At 39.4% G+C, this 21,822-nt stretch carries 11 protein-coding genes and 1 pseudogene; all 12 read right to left on the bottom strand.

Annotation, left to right across the window (positions count from 1 at the left end; all coding sequences use genetic code 11):
- Positions 1 to 250: 250 nt before the first annotated feature.
- Positions 251 to 1,387 (bottom strand): efflux RND transporter periplasmic adaptor subunit, encoded by a 1,137-nt coding sequence (locus MS6x_RS18575; RefSeq protein WP_482604212.1) that lies wholly within the window; start codon positions 1,385 to 1,387, stop codon positions 251 to 253.
- 10 nt (positions 1,388 to 1,397) lie between these two features.
- A complete protein-coding gene (locus MS6x_RS18570; RefSeq protein ID WP_482604211.1) occupies positions 1,398 to 5,729 on the bottom strand; it encodes a CusA/CzcA family heavy metal efflux RND transporter in 4,332 nt (1,443 codons plus the stop codon).
- Positions 5,730 to 5,805: 76 nt separating this feature from the next.
- Complete coding sequence (locus tag MS6x_RS18565) at positions 5,806 to 6,207, bottom strand: hypothetical protein (protein WP_482604209.1); 402 nt, start codon at positions 6,205 to 6,207, stop codon at positions 5,806 to 5,808.
- A gap of 230 nt (positions 6,208 to 6,437) precedes the next feature.
- A complete protein-coding gene (locus MS6x_RS18560) occupies positions 6,438 to 8,798 on the bottom strand; it encodes a TonB-dependent receptor (RefSeq protein ID WP_482604207.1) in 2,361 nt (786 codons plus the stop codon).
- Positions 8,799 to 9,019: 221 nt separating this feature from the next.
- On the bottom strand, positions 9,020 to 10,717 hold the full coding sequence (gene ggt, locus MS6x_RS18555) for a gamma-glutamyltransferase (RefSeq protein ID WP_482604206.1): 1,698 nt from the start codon (positions 10,715 to 10,717) through the stop codon (positions 9,020 to 9,022).
- A gap of 189 nt (positions 10,718 to 10,906) precedes the next feature.
- Complete coding sequence (locus MS6x_RS18550) at positions 10,907 to 13,909, bottom strand: WD40/YVTN/BNR-like repeat-containing protein (protein ID WP_482604205.1); 3,003 nt, start codon at positions 13,907 to 13,909, stop codon at positions 10,907 to 10,909.
- 76 nt (positions 13,910 to 13,985) lie between these two features.
- Positions 13,986 to 15,536, bottom strand: coding sequence for an SDR family NAD(P)-dependent oxidoreductase (locus MS6x_RS18545; protein ID WP_482604203.1), 1,551 nt, complete (start codon positions 15,534 to 15,536; stop codon positions 13,986 to 13,988).
- Between the two features lie 222 nt (positions 15,537 to 15,758).
- Positions 15,759 to 16,862, bottom strand: a complete 1,104-nt coding sequence (locus tag MS6x_RS18540; RefSeq protein WP_482604202.1) for an alkene reductase — start codon at positions 16,860 to 16,862, stop codon at positions 15,759 to 15,761.
- Positions 16,863 to 16,915: 53 nt separating this feature from the next.
- Positions 16,916 to 17,533: an SDR family oxidoreductase gene (locus tag MS6x_RS18535; protein WP_482604200.1), complete on the bottom strand. Its 618-nt coding sequence runs from the start codon at positions 17,531 to 17,533 to the stop codon at positions 16,916 to 16,918.
- A 162-nt stretch (positions 17,534 to 17,695) separates the two neighbouring features.
- The gene (locus tag MS6x_RS18530; RefSeq protein ID WP_482604199.1) at positions 17,696 to 18,589 is read right to left on the bottom strand and encodes a sugar phosphate isomerase/epimerase family protein; all 894 of its coding nucleotides are present in this window, start codon (positions 18,587 to 18,589) and stop codon (positions 17,696 to 17,698) included.
- 36 nt (positions 18,590 to 18,625) lie between these two features.
- On the bottom strand, positions 18,626 to 19,879 hold the full coding sequence (locus MS6x_RS18525) for an NAD(P)/FAD-dependent oxidoreductase (RefSeq protein WP_482604197.1): 1,254 nt from the start codon (positions 19,877 to 19,879) through the stop codon (positions 18,626 to 18,628).
- 181 nt (positions 19,880 to 20,060) lie between these two features.
- Positions 20,061 to 21,613, bottom strand: a pseudogene (locus MS6x_RS18520) (DEAD/DEAH box helicase).
- Between the last annotated feature and the right edge of the window lie 209 nt (positions 21,614 to 21,822).

The following is a 21,822-nucleotide window of genomic DNA, read 5'->3' as shown; positions in this document are numbered from 1 at the left end:
TAACCTACAAGGTACTTTTATTTTAAGAATTAATCAAAGACTCACTCAAATCCAAAGAATATGTGTTTTCCACTGCTTGATAGATGGAGGATAGCATTCAAGGAAAAATCAGTTGCTATTGTTTGATTCTATCCTATTTTGTATGAATCTTTCTATAACAATCATATAAGAACTGATGACCCAAATATCTGTAGAACAATTGCTACCATTATAGCCAAACACAACGGTTATAACTCTCTATTTAGTTTGTCTAAATACCCATCAATCCAAAAGCACCTTTGACCAAAAATTGTGTATCCGAATTAAACGAGTCGGTCATTTCAATGGCCGAATACCCAACACGATTGGCACTAAGCTTTACTTGTTGAGATCGAAAGTAATACGTGTTCCCCTCTTTTTTATCTAAAAGCAAAACATATGGTGCCCCATCTACCATCACCACTGCCTCACTTGGCAACGCCTTTTCATTTTTTGAACTGGTAATGATGGATGCCTCAACGAACATACCTGTTAAAAAAATATTTTCATGTTCGTTTAGCAAATGCCCGTGTACTTTAATAGTTCTATTCTCCTCCATAGCTGCACCTACCAAATACACTTCAGCCTTAAATACTTCCTTGGAAGCTTCGGGAATCTTAAAGTCGATTTGCTGTCCTTTTTTGATTTTCAAAATATCCTTTTCAAAAACAGAGAGCTCCAAATGGATATGTTCATTATCTACAATTTCTAAAATAGAACTTGCGGGTGACACGTACGTTCCCCTGTTTACGTTGACTTTACTAATACTACCAGAAATAGGTGCATAAATGGTCGCAACAGAACTAATATTCCCATTTTCTACCTCGGCAGGAGCGATATTGAGCAACTGTAATTGTCTAGACAATCCTGTATATCTTGCTACGGCAGATTTATATGTACTTTCTGCCTGCAAATAACTTTTTTGGGAGGTAATATTTTCCTCACGCATGGTTTGCTGCCGGTCAAATTCCGCCTTTAAATAGGTTAATTGTTGATGCACTTCCATGTATTCCTGCTGTATCCTTACAAATTCCGGATTTTCGATGGTAACCAACACCTGACCTTTTTTTACCACATCTCCTTGTAATAATGGGGTGGTTTTAATGTAACCACCCATGGTGGCACTTACAACGGCCCTATTTTCTGGTGGCACATCTATGGTCCCATTTACATCAACGGTAATTGGAAATTCTTTTTCTTCTAAAGGGCCTAGCTGCATACCGTTTGTTTTGAACTGTGTTTCGGTAACAAGAATAAGACCATCATCTTTGACGATGGTTTCCGAATCCGAAGATTGGGCTGTATCGCCGCAAGACGAAACAACCGTGATAAGACTTAAGTATATAATTTTGGATATAGAATTATTCATAATGCGTTGTTTATAAGGTTAAGTAATTAATTGCGATGGCAGTCTGATTGTACAGTTGGAGCTTTTCCAGATAATCCAATGTTATACCATAGGCGCTTTCCAAACTTTGGATATATTGATAAAAATTGATTTCCCCGTTCCTAAAACTTACATGTGCTGTTTTTAGGATTTCCTCGGAGACCTGATTTCCGGTATTTTCGTAATAATCAAGTGTTTCCTGCAGTTGGGAAAGCTCCGTTTTTAAGTTACGAAGTTTGGTCTTTAGCTGAATAGTGTACTCCTCGGATTCTGCCACGGCAATATCTGCTGCGAAACCGGCGGCCTTTATGCGAGAGGAAGTACCCCCAAAAAGCAAAGGAATTTTTAAACCTACCTGATAGCCAGATAAGCGTTCATTAGTGTTAGCCGTTGTCCCGCTGAAATATTCAACACCGATATCTGGGAGTAATTGCTGCTTTTCAAACCGCTTTTCGGCCTCGGAAACCGCTATTCTGTTTTGGTAAAAGTCTATTTCCGGACTATTATCTATAACCATATTTTCTACCAATACCTTAAGCACAGGCTCATCCGCTATAGTTATACTGTCTTTCGTCTGTATCGTCTTTAACACTTCCGTATAAGCTGCTAAAACTTCCTTTTGAGCACCTTTGTAATTGAGATGTATTTGTTGTTGTTTGGAGGCTGCTGTAATTTTTTCCAAGTAATTGGTTTCTCCCAGTTCAAAACGTCTCGCAGCAACCTTAGCGAAATTGGCATACATACTGTCCAACCTTTGATAAACACGTTCCTTTTCCCTGGCTACCTGAAAGCTATAATAGGCCACAGTAAGTCTTCTTTCTAGTCCCTTTTGCTGAATATCGTAGCTATTTTCCGATAGGGCATACTTTGCTTTGTTTAGTTTTCGCTCGGAAAAATAAACGGTGGGAAAACGAAAATCTTGTTGTACCCCGAACACCCGTAGCGGAGCATCGTTAAGGGTAAGATTGTTTTCATCAAAATGGTAATACACTTGAGTCTTGTCAAAACTAAATGCATTCTCTATCATTGCATCCGACTTATCCACCTGCAAGCTACTGGCTTTCAATCCCATATTATTCTCTAAAGCTATGGGCAAAAGTTCCTGCAGGTTTTTGGGATCCTCCTGCGCCATACTTGGCAGGATACAAAACATCAGTGCAAACGTGACCATAATAGTTGAAACTTTTCCGCTCGTTTTAGGTTCCAACTTTTTTCTGTTTAAGTAGGCATACAATACAGGTAGCACTACCAACGTAAGTAACGTCGCACTGATAAGTCCCCCTATAACCACTGTGGCCAAGGGACGTTGCACTTCTGCACCCGCACTAGTGGAAATGGCCATGGGCAAAAAACCTAATGCCGTGGAGGAAGCTGTTAACATTACCGCACGTAGACGATCCAAAGTTCCCTGTTTCACCAAGGACTCAATTGAATCGTAGGCCTTACTCTTCAGGTCCTTAAAATGTTCGATAAGGATGATACCGTTAAGGACGACAACACCAAAAAGGGCAATGAACCCTACCCCCGCCGAGATACTAAAAGGCATATCCCGTAACCATAGTAAAAATACCCCACCCACTGCCGCCAAAGGAATAGCGGAGTATATCATTAAGGCTTCGGTAACGGATGATAGGGCAAAATAAAGCAATATAAAGATGAGAAGCATGGCAATAGGCACCGCAACTAACAATCGTGATTTTGCACTCTCCAGATTCTCAAACTGGCCGCCATAACTGATGGTATAACCTATGGGCAGTTTCACATTGTCACCAATAAGTAGTTGCACATCTTCTACTACAGATTGCAGGTCTCGTCCACGAACGTTAACGCCAACTACAATCCTTCGTCTGGTGTCGTCCCTGGAAATCTTGGCCGCCCCAGTCTTGTAGTCAATAACCGCTAGTTCTGAAAGCGGTATCTTGCCACCGTTCGGTAGGTCTACATACAAATTTCGAAGGTTATTAATATCATTTCGATTATCCTTGTCCAACCGTACGACCAAATCGAACCTTTTCTCTCCTTCAAAAACACTACCGGCCTTACTACCGGCAAATCCCATGGAAACCATATTATTTAGTTCTTGTATGGATAGCCCATATCTTGCAATCTTGGCACGATCATACTGCACGTTCATTTCCGGTAGGCCATCCACTTTTTCTACCGTAATATCTGCTGCACCTGGCACAGCTGCAATTAAATCGCCTATCTCGCTCCCTTTTTTTGCCAGAATCTCCAAATCCTCTCCAAAAACCTTAATAGCAATATCTGCGCGTACCCCCGTAATTAGTTCATTAAAGCGCATTTCTATTGGTTGCGTAAATTCTACTTCCATTCCCGGAATCACTGCCAAGGCATCTTTAAACTTTTCCGCCAATTCATCTTTGGAGTTCGCCGATGTCCATTCTCCTTTCGGTTTTAAGGTAATTATGACATCGCTTTCTTCCATAGACATGGGATCCGTTGGTACTTCTGCCGCACCAATTCGGGTTACCACCTGATCTACCTCAGGGAATTTTTTTATCAGGATTTCTTCGATTTTAGTAGTAATTTCTACCGTTTTTGTTAATGAGGTACCTGTTTTGAGTACAGGTTGAATTACAAAATCTCCTTCATCCAAGGTAGGTACGAACTCTGCACCCATATAGCTATACATTAAAATTGCTGCTCCAAGTAGCACTGTTGCAAGTGCAAATACCAATTTCTTACTCCGTAAAGCCCAATCAATAATAGGTTCATAGCCCCTTTGTATCCATTTCATAAGGCGTACCGCAATATTTTTATCGGTTGTCCTGGATGGCCTTAAAAACAAAGAAGCGGCTACAGGTATAAAGGTAAATCCCAATACCATGGCACCTAAAAGTGTAAAACAAAAGGTAAGTGCCATTGGCCTGAACATTTTACCTTCTACTCCGCTTAAGGTAAGAATGGGTATAAATACAATTAAGATTATGATTTGTCCAAAAATAGCGGAATTCATCATTTTTGATGCTCCTGAGAATACCAAAGTATCCTTATACTTCTGTTGTTCTTCTTTCCCTAGGGCCAGGATTTCATCATGCTTTCTAGCGATTTTAAAGGCTATGAACTCCACCACGATTACAGCACCATCAATGATAATACCAAAATCAATGGCCCCAAGGCTCATTAAATTCGCATCCACACCAAATAAATACATTAAAGAAATGGCAAAAAGGAAACTTAGCGGAATAACCGAGGCTACCAATAGCCCAGATCGCCAATTGCCCAAGAGCAATACCACTACAAAAATAACAATCAAACAACCTAGGATTAAGTTTTCCGAGACCGTAAACGTGGTTTTGTTTATTAATTCGCTTCGGTCCAAAAAAGCATTTATATAGACACCATCGGGAAGGGATTTGGAGATTTCCCCTACTCGTAACTTTACCGCATCTATGACTTTTTTAGAATTGGCATCTTTCAGCATCATTACCTGTCCTAACACCTTTTCACCCTCTCCATTTCCGGTTATGGCACCAAATCTAGTAGCGCTTCCAAAACCTACGGTTGCCACATCTTTAATAAAAACAGGAACTCCAGCTCTATTGGTTACTACAATATTTCTAATATCCTCTAAAGAGGAAACTAAACCTTCACCGCGAATAAAAAATGCCTGATTTGTTTTCTCAATATAGCCACCGCCCGAAACGCTATTGTTCTGTTCCAAAGCTCTAAATACCTCATGTGCCGAAATATTCATTGCATTTAGCTTTCCAGTATTTATAGCTACTTCATATTGTTTTAGGAAACCACCCCACGTATTAACTTCAACTACACCTGGAATTCCCGATAGTTGACGCTTTACGATCCAATCCTGAATAGTTCGTAAATCTTCCGCATTATATTGATCTTTATACTCGGGCTTAACATCTAAAATGTATTGGTATATTTCTCCCAAACCTGTGGTTATAGGACCCATTTCCGGTGATCCAAAACCTTCTGGAATTTTCTCACTCGCAGATTTAATCTTTTCTGCAATGAGTTGTCTTGGTAAATAGGTACCCATATCGTCTTCAAAAACAATGGTAACGACTGAGAGTCCAAATTTTGAAATTGAGCGAATCTCCTTTACTCCAGGAAGATTTGCCATTTCTAACTCTACCGGATAAGTAATAAACTGCTCCATATCCTCTGTAGCCAAATTTCTGGAGGTAGTAATGACCTGAACTTGATTATTGGTAACATCAGGCACTGCTCCTATCGGGATTTGGGATAACGCGTACAATCCAAAACCAACAATAAAACCGGTAAAAAGAAATACTAGAATTTTGTTCCGTAAACTGAAATTAATAATGTAAGAAAGCATAGTAGCATATAATAATAAACGTGAACAGCCTCAAACGAACTTAATGCTTGATGCTAAAATAGTTATGTTCGGATTATTATGCTGAGTGCCGAGGCGGCTGAAGAATTCCGTCGGAATGTAAAGAAGAAAAAGGTGCTTGATAGTAAAAGCAAAACGTTTTAAATTCTACAATATCAATACCCTGAAATTCTGAAAGCGCATTATTCAAAGTAAAATCCATTACAGACAAGGTATTGGAGTGCTGTTGAAAAGGTAGTTGCTCATGATCTTCCCTCTCCTCTTGATGCTCTTGATTATGAGCTGCCTTCATTTCCCCGTAGTGCTTGGAAATGAAGACCAAGACATTATCTCCATATTCCTCATTATGAAACTGAGCATGTTCTATAAACTCGTCTATCTGTACCAAGTCATCTACATGCAATCCAAAGCTTTGCAGCAGAATAACAGAAGATAATAGTATGGACAACAACTTGGTCATAGCCATAAAGTTAGAAAAAAACTAGGAACTAGGAGAAACTCCTTTAAAATTTAAATCAATACAAACATCGGACGTACGTAAAACTACAGGTATATGCTACAATTACACTTACTACCAGACTGGGGTGATTGTATTAAAAATAACCCGAACCCCTTATTTTAATGAGTATTACACAGTTTTGGCTCCCGATTGTGCTCTTAGCCTTAGCTGTTAAATAAGGTTTATTTAGATTAAAAATCGATTACGACACCAATCCCCGGAATCACAGATCCAGGTTCCTGTTCGATGATGGCAAGGCTCCTAGGCTGCACTACCATTCCGCTCGCATCTCTGTTTAAGCCATATTCAGGTGGACTAGGATTGTTTTGCCCTAAAATGTTCTGTGCTTCGATAAACAGATTCAAAGCAAATTTTTCAAAGTTCCATTTCTTGTCTAGGCGCACGTCCAAGGCACTAAAAATCTCTAATTTATCTTCACCTAGTCGGGAATAGTCCAAAATAACCTCAGGATAGTTGGCTAAGGTAGCATCTAAATCCGCTGGCACAAATGGCGTTCTACCCGCAAAGCGATAACGGGAGCTGAATTCCCAATTACGATTGAATTTATAACCTCCCACGAAGGACACCAAGTGCCTGCTATCCCATACAGACGGAATAAAATTGCTTGTATCAAAACCGGTAAACTCACTATAAAACCATGTATAGGCAAAAATACCGTAGAAGTTATTTGACAATTTTTGCTGAAACTGCAGTTCGGCTCCGTAGCTTCTACCCTTACCTACAGTTTCTATAGGTTCGCTGCCCAATACTTCGAACCCACCTCCTTTATTCGCAAGGGAAACACCGTCTCGTACTGATACTGGATAATCCTCATAACGCTTATAAAAACCTTCCAAGGAAATACTGGAAGATGGTGTAAAATAATGTTGTAATCCTAAAACCAGATGGTCACTTAATGTATAATCAACATCTTGATTGATGAGGTCTCCCGCATTATTTCTAAAACCTAAAATAGTATAAGGCGGAATTTTGAAATAGCGACCTAAGGAACCGTTTAAACGCCAATTCGGCGCAAATTCATAAGAGGCGGACATCCTAGGAGAAAATGTACTAAGGAGATTGTCGTTCTCTGTAAATGTATCATCATCCATTCGAAAACCGAACGACAAATCCAGCTTGTTGTCTATGAACGAACGCGTTACATTAGCAAAAATACCATATTTAACAAAGTCAATTTCGGTATCAAAGACCAAATTGTTTCTGACATCATTGGTGGTATTGGTATAGTCCGAATGTTGCAAATTAAGTCCGGTACTCAATTTCCATCCATCAAAAAACTGCGTCAACTCGTAGCGTAGCTTGGTTTCGGATTCTTTCGCATCGTTCCCAAAAATCACTCCTGTTTCATTCACAGGGTCGGAATAGCGTGTAAAATCATTTGACAATGTATTGTTGCTCAAGGTAGTGAGCATAAAACCGTCGCTATTCTTAAAACGGCTGCGCCATGTTACGCCCATAGTATTGGTACGTTGTTGAATAAATGGAGTTTGGTCTAAGGTCGCTTGCTGATCTGGATCAAATTCATCTGGCGGGTTTACCGAAAAATCGTCTATGGAGCCCAAGCCCAAAAAGGTCAGGGTGTTGTAGTCGTCCAACTCATGATTGACTTTGAATTGATAATCCCAATAATCCGGTTTAATAGGTAAACCGATAACCTGAAAGAGAAACTGCAGGTAGCTCCTACGAACAGAGGCTAAAAAGGTAGTCTTGGAAACCTCCCCTTCCTTTTTAAACAAAGGTCCTTCTAAGGTAAGGGCCGCTTCACTGGCACTTAATCTAAAGTTACCTGCAAAATTCCTGTTATTTCCATTTCGTTGTTCAAATTGAAGCACACCGGATAAAGGATTATCATACCGCGCATTAAATGCCGATGTAGAAAGCGTTACATTATCAATAAAAGATACGTTAATTAAACCAACCGGACCACCAGCACTACCCTGTGTTGCAAAGTGATTGATGTTCGGAATCTCCATACCATCTAAGTAATATACGGTTTCATTTGGAGCACCGCCACGAATAATCAAATCATTTCGAAATCCCCCGATGGAAGGCGAAACACCGGGAAGGGTCTGCGCTACCTGTACCACGTCATTGTTACTTCCGGGGTAAGTAGCAATTTCTACGGCTGACAGGGTTTGCGTGGACAAGGGTGTCTCTTTGGGTCGGGTAATGATATTCGCGTTGGAAAGCACTACCTCGTCCAGTTGCTGAGCCGCTTCCTCCAATCTAAAATCATAATTAGGCGTTCCTTTGGAGCGGACAATGATATTAAATTGGGTTTGTGAGCCGTATCCTAAATAACTGGCAATTAAATTATAGGAGCCAGGAGGAACGCCTCTGATTTCGTAGTTACCATCAAAATCGGTCTGAGCACCAAGCTCTGTTCCTTCCAAGAAGACAGAGGCACCTCCAATCGGTTCTCCCAAATTATCGGTTACACTACCATAGACACTCACACTAACTTGTGCACTTGCATATGTTCCCATTAGCAGTAAACCAGCAATAATAATAGATTTTAAGCCTCCGTACATAATTTTGTTTAATTTTTATACACTAATGTGAAACAAAATTAAAACTTATTTAGACAAACCTGCTCTGAAAAGTGCTTAAATTTTATTTTCAAATATAAATTTACGTGAAGAAAGACCTTAGGTTTACAAGTTTTAGTTTATGAAGTTCATCAATCATTCGTTAATTACAAATGTACGCCAATCCCTCCTGCTTTCTAGTATCCTTAAGTAATGGTGCTTAATCAATATCCCGCTGCTTGTCCATCCTTTCTAGATTCTGATGCCCCAGTATATACTTTGTTCTCCACATCTATTCCAATGGCTTGGTAACCGCCATAAATACCTACAGCGAAGGAGATACGATGACCTCGTTTGCGTAGTTCGCGAATAGTCTTATAATCGAACCCACTTTCAAGATTTAAGGTTCCTCCATTGGTCATTACAGACCCTGTTGGCTGTGAACTTCCCCTATGACGCATTCTGGGAGCATCACCAGCTTCTTGTAAATTCATACCAAAATCAAGAACATTTACTATTATTTGCGCATGCCCCTGAGGTTGTACGGCTCCGCCCATTAACCCAAAGCTCATATGTGGTTTACCGTCTTTGGTTACAAAAGCGGGAATAATAGTGTGAAACGGTCGTTTTCCGGGCTCCAGTGCATTTGCATGGGCCTTGTCCTGCACATTGAACATTTGTCCACGATTTTGGAGTACGAACCCTAAACCGTCCGGTACCATTCCGGATGCAAATTCTGAATAAATACTCTGTATTAAGGACACCATATTACCATCCTTATCCGCAATTGTTAAATACGTTGTATTACCGCTCTCAATTTCAAAATCCCCAGCGGGATAGGTATCTGCCGATGCATCCATATCAATCATTTCACGCTGTTTTGAAGCATAGGTCTTGGACAACAATTGTTCTATTGGAATTGTATTAAAGTCAGGATCTGCATAAAATTTAGCACGATCTTCATAGGCCAATTTCTTAGCTTCCGTAAGGACATGAAGATAATCTGTACTTCCAAAGCCCATAGCGGCAATGTCATACCCTTCTAAAATATTCAACATCTGTAAGGCCGCTGTACCCTGTCCGTTAGGAGGTAGTTCCCATACATCATATCCCCTATAATTGACCGAAACTGGCTCAATCCAATTAGAGGTATGGGCCTTAAAATCTCCATAGGATAAAAAGCCGCCATGCTTTTTCATGTAATCGGAAATGGTTCTGGCAATTTTACCTTTGTAAAATGCATCCTTACCTTCTTTGGATATCAATTCGTAGGTGTTCGCTAGGTTTGGATTCTTGAATACGTCTCCTTTTTTCGGTGTCCGTCCGTTCACCATATATGTTTCTTCGAAACCGGGCTGGTCTTTTAATGCTTCATAATTCGATTCCATTTCGTAGGCAATTACCTCAGAGACTGGGAAACCGTTACGACCGTAATCAATGGCTGGCTTCAGCAATTCTTCCATTGGTAATTTTCCGAATTTTTCATGCATAGTAAACCAGCCGTCTACGCATCCTGGTACCGTAACCGGTAAGGGACCATAGAACGGAACGTACTTCATATCCCTATCCATAAAATAATCTATGGTTAGCGATTTGGGTGCACGCCCGCTACCGTTAAAACCATATAATTTTTGTTCTTCTGCGTTCCAAACTATTGCAAAAATATCTCCACCAATACCACAACTGGCCGGTTCTACAAGTCCAAGCATTGCATTCGCAGCTATAGCGGCATCCATGGCACTGCCTCCTTTTTTTAAAATATCCAAGGCCACTTGTGTCGCTAAGGGTTGACTAGTTGCGGCCATACCTTGTTGCGCTATAATTTCAGAACGTGTAGTAAAAGTTTCACCTGTAAGTCTGTCCTGAGCTATCATTGAAGTACTTAAGACAAGGAATAGGGATGTATATATTAAATTTTTCATCTTATAATCGTTTTATTTTCTTTACAATTCATAGAGAATTAGTCAATTAATGATTTGATTATCAAACTCTTTTACTCAACTCATTGAATGTAGTGCCATTTTTTTTGACGTAAAACAAGCAAAGTCAGGTCTCAACACTTTGCTCTACGTTCCGGAACTTGTAACCTGTAATGGAATACAAACTACTAATCAACCGGAAACCTTACTTTTTAAGTTGTTCAACTGTTCAAATAATTCCGTGTAGCGCTCCCTAACATCGTTTCCAATAACTTTATCCGAATCGTTTATTATGTAGGATAAATAAGAGATTTGCGCTTCCAAAACCTGAAGCGGATAAGCCCCCTCATCATTTTTAACTTGTTTAAGGACATTTTCCAATGCTGCTTTTGTAGCCTTGTTCTTGGTGTCCTTAATTTTGGCTTCCAAATCGGACTGGAATTTCCTAGCCTCGGACAATAGGTCGATTACTTTGTTTTGAAAAGCCAACTGTTCCGTAATGTGGTCCCTAGATATACCTTCTTGCTCCAAACGCGGATCTAAAAGTATTTCAAAAGGTTGTTCAAACGTTTCATTACCAACCGTTAACTTAACGGTATAGTTACCAGGAGGTACCATAGGGCCATTTTTAAAACTCCGCTCCTTTTTCTCGCTCCATGCCCCTTTTTGGCGTAAATCCCAATGAAAACGGTTTAATCCCTCGTTGGTTTCCAGTTTTTCGTCTGCGTAGATAAAGGTCATGCTCAATCCCATATCTTCTACTTCTTCCATAGTAGATTGCAACTGTGTAGAATCGCTAACAACGGTTACGACTACCTTTTTATCTTTGTCCAAAATGACTAAGCTAACTAGTGTGTCAGCCGCTTTCGGCAGATAATAATCAATTCCTACGCTGGTACTGGGGTAGTTTGGAAAATCTCCCGAAGCTCTAGAAGTCCTGTATCTGAAAGTATTACCGGGTTTAAAAAGCACAGGCTTGTCTGTTAATGCTGTCATTTTTGGATCTCGTAACGAAGTGATATTGTCCAATATCCAGAAACCACGACCCATGGTGCTTAAAACTAAATCGCCCCTATTGACGACAATGTCCGTAATAGGTGTAATTGGCAAGTTTTGTTGAAATGTTTTCCAAGTTTTCCCGTCATTAAAGGAAACGAACATACCATAGTCCGTTCCTGCGTATAATAGGCCTTCTTTTTCTGGATCTTCTCTTAGCACTTTACTGGTATAATCAGAAGGAATTCCATTTGAAGCAGTGCTCAATAACTCCCAGTTCTTTCCATAGTCCTGCGTCATATAAAAATAAGGAGTAGTATCCCCAAGCAAATGTCTATCGACCGCTATATAAGCTTTCGCTGGATTAAATTGTGATGGCTCTATGGACTCTACCCTACCGCCTTTCGGTAATTTTTTGGGCGTAACGTCTTCCCAAGTTTTTCCACCATCCTTGGTCAAGGAAACAACTCCGTCATTGGAACCCGTCCAAATCAAGTCTTTGGTAAGTTTGGATTCTCGTATAGAATAAAGGGTGCTATAATACTCCTCGCCGGTGATGTCCCTTGTAATAGGACTACCGGAAATAACTTGTTTGTCCGCTTCAAAAGCGGTAAGGTCCGGGGAAATCGTTTCCCAAATTACACCGCCGTTTCGTGTTTTATGCACATATTGTGACCCCATATAAACCACATTTGGGTCGTGCGGCGATACATAAACGGGTGCCACGCGTTGAAACCTATACTTTAAATCCTTAGGGTTATGACCGTAAATATTAGAAGCTCCAATAGAATACTCCCTATTTACTCCGGTGATCTTATTGAAAACACTAAAGCGTCCCTTACAATTGTTATAGACGATATTGTGATTCCCCGGTTTTGGTATCACAGGTCCGGTTTCACAACCGCCCGCGTCTATCATTATCTGTGTGCCTTGTGGAGAAGTACCACTAGGAGAGGAACTAGGAATCGCTATGGTAGTATTGTCCTGCTGCGCTCCATAGACCCAGTATGGATATTGGTCATCTACCGCTACTTGGTATATCTCCGCAGTAGGTTGATTAAATTGGGTAGACCATGTCTTTCCTCCATTATGCGAGACATTGGCGCCACCATCATTGCATTGAATCAATAAATCCGGATTGGTGGGATTAAGCCAAATATCATGATTATCACCATGGGGAACACTCATCCTTTTCCATGTTTTTCCACCATCCATAGACTTTAATAATGGATTTGCATTGGAATAAACAATATCTGGATTTGTGGGGTCTAATTCTATATTGGTATAGTAAAAAGGTCTATTGACCAAGCCTTTATTACTTGAGGTTTGGGCAAAGGTTTTTCCCTGATCAATTGATTTATACACGCCACCTTCTTTTCCGGGTGCTTCTATAACAGCATATAGAATACTGGAATCTATTGGCGAAACAGCCAAATCTACTTTACCGATCAGTCCTTTTGGCAAACCGCTTTCTAGCTTTTCCCAATCCTTACCTCCATTAACCGACTTATAGATTCCGCCCTCCTTATTCTCCCCTCCCGAAATGATGGTCCAAGGCGTACGTTGTGCTTTCCAGGCGGCGGCATAGACCACATTAGGGTTTCCAGGCAATAATTCCAAATCCGAAAAGCCAGTTTTGTCCGAAACAAACAATACTTTTTCCCATGTTACGCCACCATCCGTTGTTTTATAAATACCACGTTCTTCGTTTGCCGTAAAGGCATTGCCTATTGCTGCTACCCAAACAATGTTGCTGTTGTTGGGGTCTATTTCAACCGCACCTATCTGACCCACGTTGGCCAAACCTATATGTTCCCAAGTTTTTGCACCATCTATAGATTTATAAACCCCTTTACCAATTATGATATTACTGCGTAAACCGTCTGAACCTGTACCTACATAAACAATATTGGGATCATTGGCCGCTATTTCTATAGCACCGATGGAAGGTGTATCAAAATACCTGTCGGACACATTGTTCCAAGTAGTTCCATAGTCATCGGATTTCCAAACTCCGGCACCTGATGCACCAAGATAAAACGTACCTGGAAGCAAAGCTGTTCCGGTAACAGTCGTGACCCTTCCACCCCGTTGCGGACCAATGGTACGGTATTCAAAAGCGGAAAAGTCTTGGCCTAATAAAGAAATTGAGAGGAAAAATGAAAAGATTGCTAGCGAAGAGGAGAATTTGAATTTCATTGTTATTCTAAAGCTTTAGTTGATTTGCTTTAAAATTAGGAAAACTACAGTTCATAGCATAACCACACCTTCGTTTTTACCAAGAAATAGGAAAATAATCCTTTAGAAATTTACCGCACCAATGTTTTCCGGTATTGATACCGTCGAATAAGGGGTCCATGACGCGCGCGGCTCCGTCAACAATATCCAAAGGCGGCTGAAAATCGTGCACCTCTTGCTTCTTTTTGGCCAATTCCGCAGGGTCTTCATCTGTAACCCAACCTGTATCTACGGCATTCATGTAAATTCCAAATTTTGCTAGTTCCCCAGCCGAGGTATGGGTCAACATATTCAGGGCAGCCTTTGCCATATTCGTATGCGGATGTCTTGCTTCTTTAAAAAAACGATGGAATTTACCTTCCATGGCAGACACATTAATAATATGTTTCTGACCGGTGTTCTCCTTTTTCATTAATTCCGAAAGTCGATTACATAGGACAAAAGGAGCAACAGAATTAACCAATTGTACCTCTACCATTTCGGTAGTTTCGATAGCGCCCAATTTCAAACGCCAGCTGTTGGTTTTACGCAAGTCAATTTGTTGCAAATCCGCATCCAATTCACCTTCCGGGAAAACTTCTTGCGGCACCAAACTAGCATCAAAACTATAGGGGATTTGTGACAATTTTGCAGAAGCACTTAGACCAATACCGGGTTCGGGCCCATGCCAGGAAACGGGCATATTCCTTTGCGATGAAATATGTGCCGATATACCCCGGAGCTCTTCCAAACACGCTTTATGATTGGCTAGTAGGCCTTTTACAAACTTAGGTAGGTCTTCAAATGGAATTTCTTCGTTGGCCATCATGTGCGCATAGAATCCTGAAGGTCTACGCACGGTCTGGGCGGCATTGTTAATGAGAATATCCAAGCTATCGTAATTCTGTTCCACGTAATTACAAAATATTTCTACGCTGGGGATATGCCGCAAATCCAAACCATGTATATGCAAACGATGCCCCCATTCCATAAAATCGGTCTCTTTTGAAAATCGTAAAGCAGAATCTATGGGAAAACGGGTAGTAGCGATTACCGTAGCCCCGCCACGTAAAAGCATTAATGTAATATGATAACCTATTTTTAATCTAGAACCCGTGATGACCGCAACCTGACCTTTTACGTTGGCTGTTTGAAACCGTTTCAAATAATTAAGATCTCCACATTCAGTGCACATGGTATCATAAAAGTGATGTAGCGTATTAAACTTTGTTTTACAGACATAACAATCGCGTTCCGATTCCAATTGCAAAGTTTCTTTTTGTTCTAGTTGGGCAGCGCTCAACAATTTTGGAGCTTCAAAAATTGGATTCTCCCGCGCATAACGAATACCTGTTTTATTCCGAGCACTTTTGTCCTTTGCCGCTTGCTTTCGTTTAGCTGCTTTTTTAGCATCTTTCGTACGTCTAGAAAATTCTTCGCGGCTTGGTCTAGACAACTGTCCAGCTGCTTTAATGAGGGCTATCCGCAAATCTTTGGGAATCTCGAAAATTTTATTGGTATCGGTTACCAAATCTTCCAAGAGGGCAATAGAACGGGAAACTTCCGCTATATCCACTTCTTGTTTTTTACGTGCATCGCTAGTATCCATTCCACTCCTTTTGTACACGTCTAAGACGTATATTTTTCGATTATTGACTTTAATTATTTATTGAAATAGTATTGTTGAAATCATTATTTTCTAGACAAGACCAAATACAATTATAAGGGGCTGCGAAACTACAATTAATATGGTTTCTCTTTTATAAATTTGATAAAATAAAAGCGTTCATTTTGCAATGAACGCCTGTAAGCAATTGATTATGCCTTGGTGTTACGCATCTTGTAATTCTTTTAACTTTGGATAATCCGTATACCCTTCCTTCCCTGTGGTATAGAATGTATCGTTATCCCATTCCGCTAATCCACTATCCTTTTCAAAACGCTCCACTAAATCTGGATTGGAAACATAGAGTTTACCAAAAGAAACCAAGTCTGCATTTCCTTCTTCGATTACATTATTCGCTTTTTCTTGATCAAAGCCAGTATTGATCATTAAGGTACCATTGTATATGGGTCTAAAATGCTTGGCGATATGTTTCACCGCAAAGGGTACCTTGGAAACATCGGTAAATGGCTCTGATAAATGTATGTAGGCCAAATCATACTCGTTTAGCCTATTAATAATGTACTCAAACGTAGGTATTGTGTGTTCATCCATATCCATACCAAACAAGCCATGCAGGGACGGATTAAACCGAGCACCTATTTTAGATGAAGGAATTACTTTCTTAACCGCATCCAATACCTCAAAAAAGAATCGTGCCCTATTTTCAATACTTCCACCATAATTATCTGTTCGTTGATTTGAGGTGGCATTAAAGAATTGATGAAATAAATAGCCATTAGAAGAATGAATTTCTACCCCATCAAAACCAGCTTCCAGCGCATTTTTAGCGGCCTGTTGAAAATCGCTTATTGTTCTATCGATATCTTTTTGGGTCATTTCTTTAGGTGTCACCGTTTTCTTTGGACCCTCTGGCGTGTATACCTCTGCGTTGGGATTCAACGCAGATGGTGCCAGCGGTAAATTACCATTATGAAAATCGGGATGTGAAATTCTACCTACATGCCATAATTGAATAAATATTTTACCCCCTTCGGAGTGTACCTTTTCCACCACATTTTTCCATCCATCAATCTGCGCTTGTGTATGAATACCTGCCGTATTGATGTACCCAACAGCTTCTTTAGATACTTGGGAACCCTCTGTGATTATTAGCCCAGCAGAAGCTCTTTGTGCATAGTAGACATCATGTAAACCTTCTGTAGGTTTATTCTCTGGATTATCAGCTCTACTGCGTGTCATGGGTGCCATGACTACTCTATTTTTCAGGTTTAAATCTTTACTATTATATGCTTTTAATACGTGTTTCACTGTTCTATTAATTTAATTAGTTTATAAATTCAATACTCAAATTAAAATTTTAGTTAAATGGCTTTACCTATTAACGTATTTCCTTCCAAAATTTCAAAAGTGGTATTTTTTGGAGCATCATCATGTAAGGTCCGAACCAAGGTTTGAGCTACATCATCCCTACTTATAGAACCAGAGGTGTTCAGCGACTCGGCTAGTTTAATTTTTCCCGTACCTTTTTCATCTGTCAAGCTACCAGGCCTTACAATAGCATACGTTAGTTTGCTTGATTTTAAATATTCGTCTGCATTATGCTTTGCTTTTAGGTATTCTTTCAAATCTTCTGCTTCCGTAGGTTTATCGGCACCCATAGAGCTTAACATTACAAATTTTTTGATATTATTTGAAATAGCATCGTCTATCATTTTGTAAGCACCCTTTTCATCTACCTCTACCACTTTTTTTCCGCCTGAACCAGCAGCAAAAATCACTTTATCAATATTTTTTAGGCTACCAGTAATATCTTGTTCCAAATCTGCCAATACCGTTTCTATTCCAATATTTTCGAATTGTGCTATTTGCTCCTTCTTACGAACCATTGCTACCGGCTCAAAATATTGCGATGTTTTTAAAAGGTGGACAATTTTTTTTCCTGTGGTACCATTTGCGCCTGCTATCATTACTCTTTCCATAGTTTCTTATATTTTATACAAAGATGAGATATAAGAGAGAATCCTATTAGTGCGAACTAAATAATTCTTAACGCATACGAGCTATAGCTATTTAATCTATAAAAAGAATACTACCTGATTATGTACTCCTACCACCTTATTACGGTATGATTTATTAAAATCTTATAGGTATTCCCTTAGGTTCATTTTAAAAAAATCAGCACTGTCCGTAATACTTTGTATGGAGTTTTCAGCAAAATTGCCGCCTTGCTCCAAATAGTAAAACTCCAATCCAGAAGTATCCAAGTTTGGTATCATATTGCCATAATCTATAGAACCGTTACCCAATTCACTATAATCTCGTGTAATTTTATCCATATCCTTAATATGCCACATAACAAATCTTTCAGGTGCCATAGCAATTAATTCTTTGGGCGTTTTTTTTGCTGAGTGTACCGCCCAATAAAGGTCTAATTGAATTTTAACCAAACTGGGGTCCGTACCGTTAAGAATTATATCGAACCCTGTATTTTCACCATACCTATGAAATTCAAAATCATGATTATGATAGGCAAAACCAAGGCCTGCATCGGTCACTTGTTCACCGATAGTATTTAATAGTTCCGGTAGACGCTCAAAGGTCTCTAAGTTTCTTTGTTCAGGAGCCATCCAAGGCCAAGTGACATAGCTATGACCTAAGGTAAGGGCACCTTTGATGCAGCTATCCACAAACGTTGTAAGTTCATCGGTAGATGCATTAATATAATCCGAAAATCCATAATGGCAACTGGACGAAGAAAGCCCCAAATCCGACAAAATCATTTTAAAATCCGTTGCTGAATAGTCATAATATGCTGTTTTCTCCGCGTCGAATCCATACAGTTCCAAATCCTCGTATCCTAATGATTTTACAGTTTTTAAACTACCTAAAAGATCTTTTGCCATCGCATCACGAATTGTAAAAGCTTGTAAGCCCATTTTAAATGTTCTCTTTTCGTTCATACTAAAAGTAGGTATGGGTAGCAGACCTGCGGTTACCGCCAAACCTGAATGTTTTACAAAAGCTCTTCTTTTCATGAATAGAAATATATGAATTTTTTGTTGACTCTAAACCTAGGAAACGATAGAATCGTTTATCGCTTGCACTACAGCATTTGCGGCACGTTCGCCACTTAGCATACCCGCATTTAAAGACCCATTCAATAATTGATCACCCGCTAAAAATGTTTTAGCCGTTAAGCGCGTTTCTGTGGGTGCGATATCGTATTGAATATTTGATAAATCGGGCAACGCTCGTTTTATCTGATAACGTTTCAAAAAGGTTGCGTCTGTAATACCACAAAGGGAATCCAATTCTTCTTGTATTCTTTGTGCCAGTTCGGTTTCAGATAACTCATGTGCTTTTACGATGGTAACCGAAAGTAGATTTTCGGTGCCATCATGCTCCATTGGCAATGAAGAATGGTAGAAAATATTGTTGGTCAAGGCCTCGGAATCGGTAATAAGTCCGATCAACGGTTTTTGAATTACTTTTTCCTTAGTTGTAAAATAGAGCGTATCGCATGTTTTCCAACGTGTTTCCTGATTTCTTAGGTTAGGCACCAATAAGGAAGCTTCGGTCGCGATGATGGTATAATCTACGGTTTCTTCTCTTCCATTTGAAAATACTAAAGTTCCATCCGTACAACTTGAAACTGGACTATTGAACACAAAATTTGTTTTTATTAAGCCTGAAATTAGTTGTTTTGGAATAGCTTCTATGCCCTCTTTTGGCAATACAGCATTCCCTGTCCCAAACATTTTATACACAAACTGGAACATTCTGGAAGAGGTTCTTAAATCCGGTTCTAAAAAAATGCCACTAAAAAAAGGGGTGAAAAAGTCCTCTATAATTTCATTGCTAAAGCCTTTAGATTTTAGATAATCAAGTGTTGTGGTTTCTTCCTCACTAAAAATACTATTTATCGATTTTTTCTTAAGCTCCCTATTCAACAAGAAAATCTTCCATTTGTCTCCCAAAGTTCCTATTCCAGAAGAAAGTGTGGGAAGTAGCAGTGAAAGATTTCGTAATGGATCACCTATAGTGATTTGCTTTCCGTTTTTAAACAGTGTTGCTCCTGGTAAAAATTTGCCAAGTTCTAAATTGGTGTAATCTAGATACTTTTTTGCCATTGGGTAAGCATCCAATAACACCTGAAAACCATGATCTAGTTGATACCCCTTGACTACATCAGTTTTAACACGTCCTCCTACTCTATCCGACGCCTCGTAAAGCGTTGGTGAATATCCTTGAGATTCCAGTACTTTGGCAGCGATCAACCCACTTATACCTGCTCCAACGATAGCGATTTTCAGTTCCTTCTCCATAGGTGTAAAAATAAGGAAAGTGCAGGGAACGGTAAAAGTAAAAATTGGCGGTCGGCGGTAAAATAAAAATTACCAAACCCTAAATAGTTCTCGAACTTTAAAAACCAATGGAAGTGAACTTTATACTGTGTCTATTGGTGTTTGAACCATTACTCAATTCTTGAACTTGCGTTTTAACCCTTTAATCCTCTGGCGGATGACCATGAATAGCTTCAAAAACGGTATCAAAATTTTCACGTAAATAGGCGTTTAACTTTTTTTTGTAATCTTCTTTAAGCCAGCTAAGAAAGTTGAAGGTACTCTTACTAATACATTTGGCATACACTTGAATTCGATTATCAATATCCTCCTTTAACAGTTTTGCCAAGGCCAATGCATCATAAACATCCTCACTATTTTCAATGCAGATATACGCATGGTGCTCAATTGATTTTTCCAAAACTACTTTAGAAGATTCTCCCGCAAAGGTGGCGTCCTTATATGTTGCTTTTATATCGAAATAAGTATTTTCAGACTTGGAGAATTCTTCCTTTATTTCTTCTGAAAGATCATGTTTAAAAGTTCCTTCAATTTCTTCGTCATCCTTAATTCTATCCATATAGAAATTAGGTGACTTAAAAATTGCCTGCCAATCCAAATCGGCTCCCCAAGGACCAAAACGGTACATGTTATTTCCTAAATCAATAACCGTAAATTTCGATTTATTGTTTAAAATCCTAGAACCCCTACCAATCATTTGATAGTATAGTGTCAAGGATTTAGTTGCTCGGTTTAGAATAATTGTATCAATCGTAGGTTCATCAAAACCTGTTGTTAAAATACTTACCGAAGTTAAAATGGCATTTGGAGTTTCCCGAAACCATCTTAATATTTGCTTTCGTTGTTTTTTTGTCGCCGTATTGTCCAAGTGCATTATGGGCAAGCCTGCATTCTGAAACGTATGGTAAACTTGTATTGAAGTTTCAATACCATTATTGAAAATCAATGTTTTCTTATCCTTAGAATGTTTCACATACGCTTCCAATAACTTATTTAACATGGAAGGACTCGTATACAAATCGGCAGAGGACTTAACGGTATAATCACCGTTAGACCCTACTTCTAAAGAAGTGAGTCCCATATCGTACTGGAAGGTTTCCGCCCTGGCTAAAAATTCGTTCTCAATAAGATTTTCAATAGATTCACCCGTAATAAGTTCGTCATAATTGCCGTTCATGGGCAAATCCTTATTTGAACTTAAAGGCGTTGCTGTAACACCAAGCAAGAAGGCGTTCTCAAAAATTTAAATAATTTGGTAAAGGAGTTGTAATGCGCCTCATCAACTATGACCAGACCAACATCGGAAATATCCAATTTATCGTCGTTAAGCCTATTGTTCAAGGTCTCTACCATTGCCACGTAACAACTGTAGCGCTCTTGATCATCTAAGTTGGCTTTGCTGTTTACAACTTTGTTCACCACGCCAAAACTAGTAAGCATTTCTGAAGTCTGATTACACAACTCCACCCTATGGGTCATAACCAACACCTTTTTGCTGTGGTTTTTAAGGTATTGTCTTACTATTTCGGAGAATATAACCGTTTTTCCACCACCTGTAGGCAGTTGATATAACAAATGAAAATCTTCTCGTTCGTCATCAAATTTTTCAAAAATGTTCTGCAGAGCGCCTTGCTGATAACTATAAAGTTCTTTATCGGTCTTTCGCTCTTGCAACTCAAACGTAGTCTCTTGCATCATATCTTTTTCGGAGGAGGGCAAAGATACGATCTTAAGTAGCTTTATACTAATGATTAGGATGAAAAGCAGTTAGCATCCGATAAACAAACCCCTACGAGCCCTTTAAAGACATATAAAATCCCCAAAGACTGGTTTTTATTAAAGCTGACAAAGATTATCACGCACGCCAATAGCCTCAATTAATCCATTATGAAGTGCGAATGAAC

The sequence above is a fragment of the Maribacter sp. MS6 genome (assembly GCF_056839185.1).
This window is presented reverse-complemented; position numbering and strand designations above follow the sequence as displayed.

Excerpts from the sequence above, each read along its gene's own strand:
- MS6x_RS18575 (WP_482604212.1), bottom strand. The coding sequence starts at position 1,387 with ATGAATAATTCTATATCCAAAATTATATACTTAAGTCTTATCACGGTT.
- MS6x_RS18570 (WP_482604211.1), bottom strand. The coding sequence starts at position 5,729 with ATGCTTTCTTACATTATTAATTTCAGTTTACGGAACAAAATTCTAGTA.
- MS6x_RS18565 (WP_482604209.1), bottom strand. The coding sequence starts at position 6,207 with ATGACCAAGTTGTTGTCCATACTATTATCTTCTGTTATTCTGCTGCAA.
- MS6x_RS18560 (WP_482604207.1), bottom strand. The coding sequence starts at position 8,798 with ATGTACGGAGGCTTAAAATCTATTATTATTGCTGGTTTACTGCTAATG.
- ggt (WP_482604206.1), bottom strand. The coding sequence starts at position 10,717 with ATGAAAAATTTAATATATACATCCCTATTCCTTGTCTTAAGTACTTCA.
- MS6x_RS18550 (WP_482604205.1), bottom strand. The coding sequence starts at position 13,909 with ATGAAATTCAAATTCTCCTCTTCGCTAGCAATCTTTTCATTTTTCCTC.
- MS6x_RS18545 (WP_482604203.1), bottom strand. The coding sequence starts at position 15,536 with ATGGATACTAGCGATGCACGTAAAAAACAAGAAGTGGATATAGCGGAA.
- MS6x_RS18535 (WP_482604200.1), bottom strand. The coding sequence starts at position 17,533 with ATGGAAAGAGTAATGATAGCAGGCGCAAATGGTACCACAGGAAAAAAA.
- MS6x_RS18530 (WP_482604199.1), bottom strand. The coding sequence starts at position 18,589 with ATGAAAAGAAGAGCTTTTGTAAAACATTCAGGTTTGGCGGTAACCGCA.
- MS6x_RS18525 (WP_482604197.1), bottom strand. The coding sequence starts at position 19,879 with ATGGAGAAGGAACTGAAAATCGCTATCGTTGGAGCAGGTATAAGTGGG.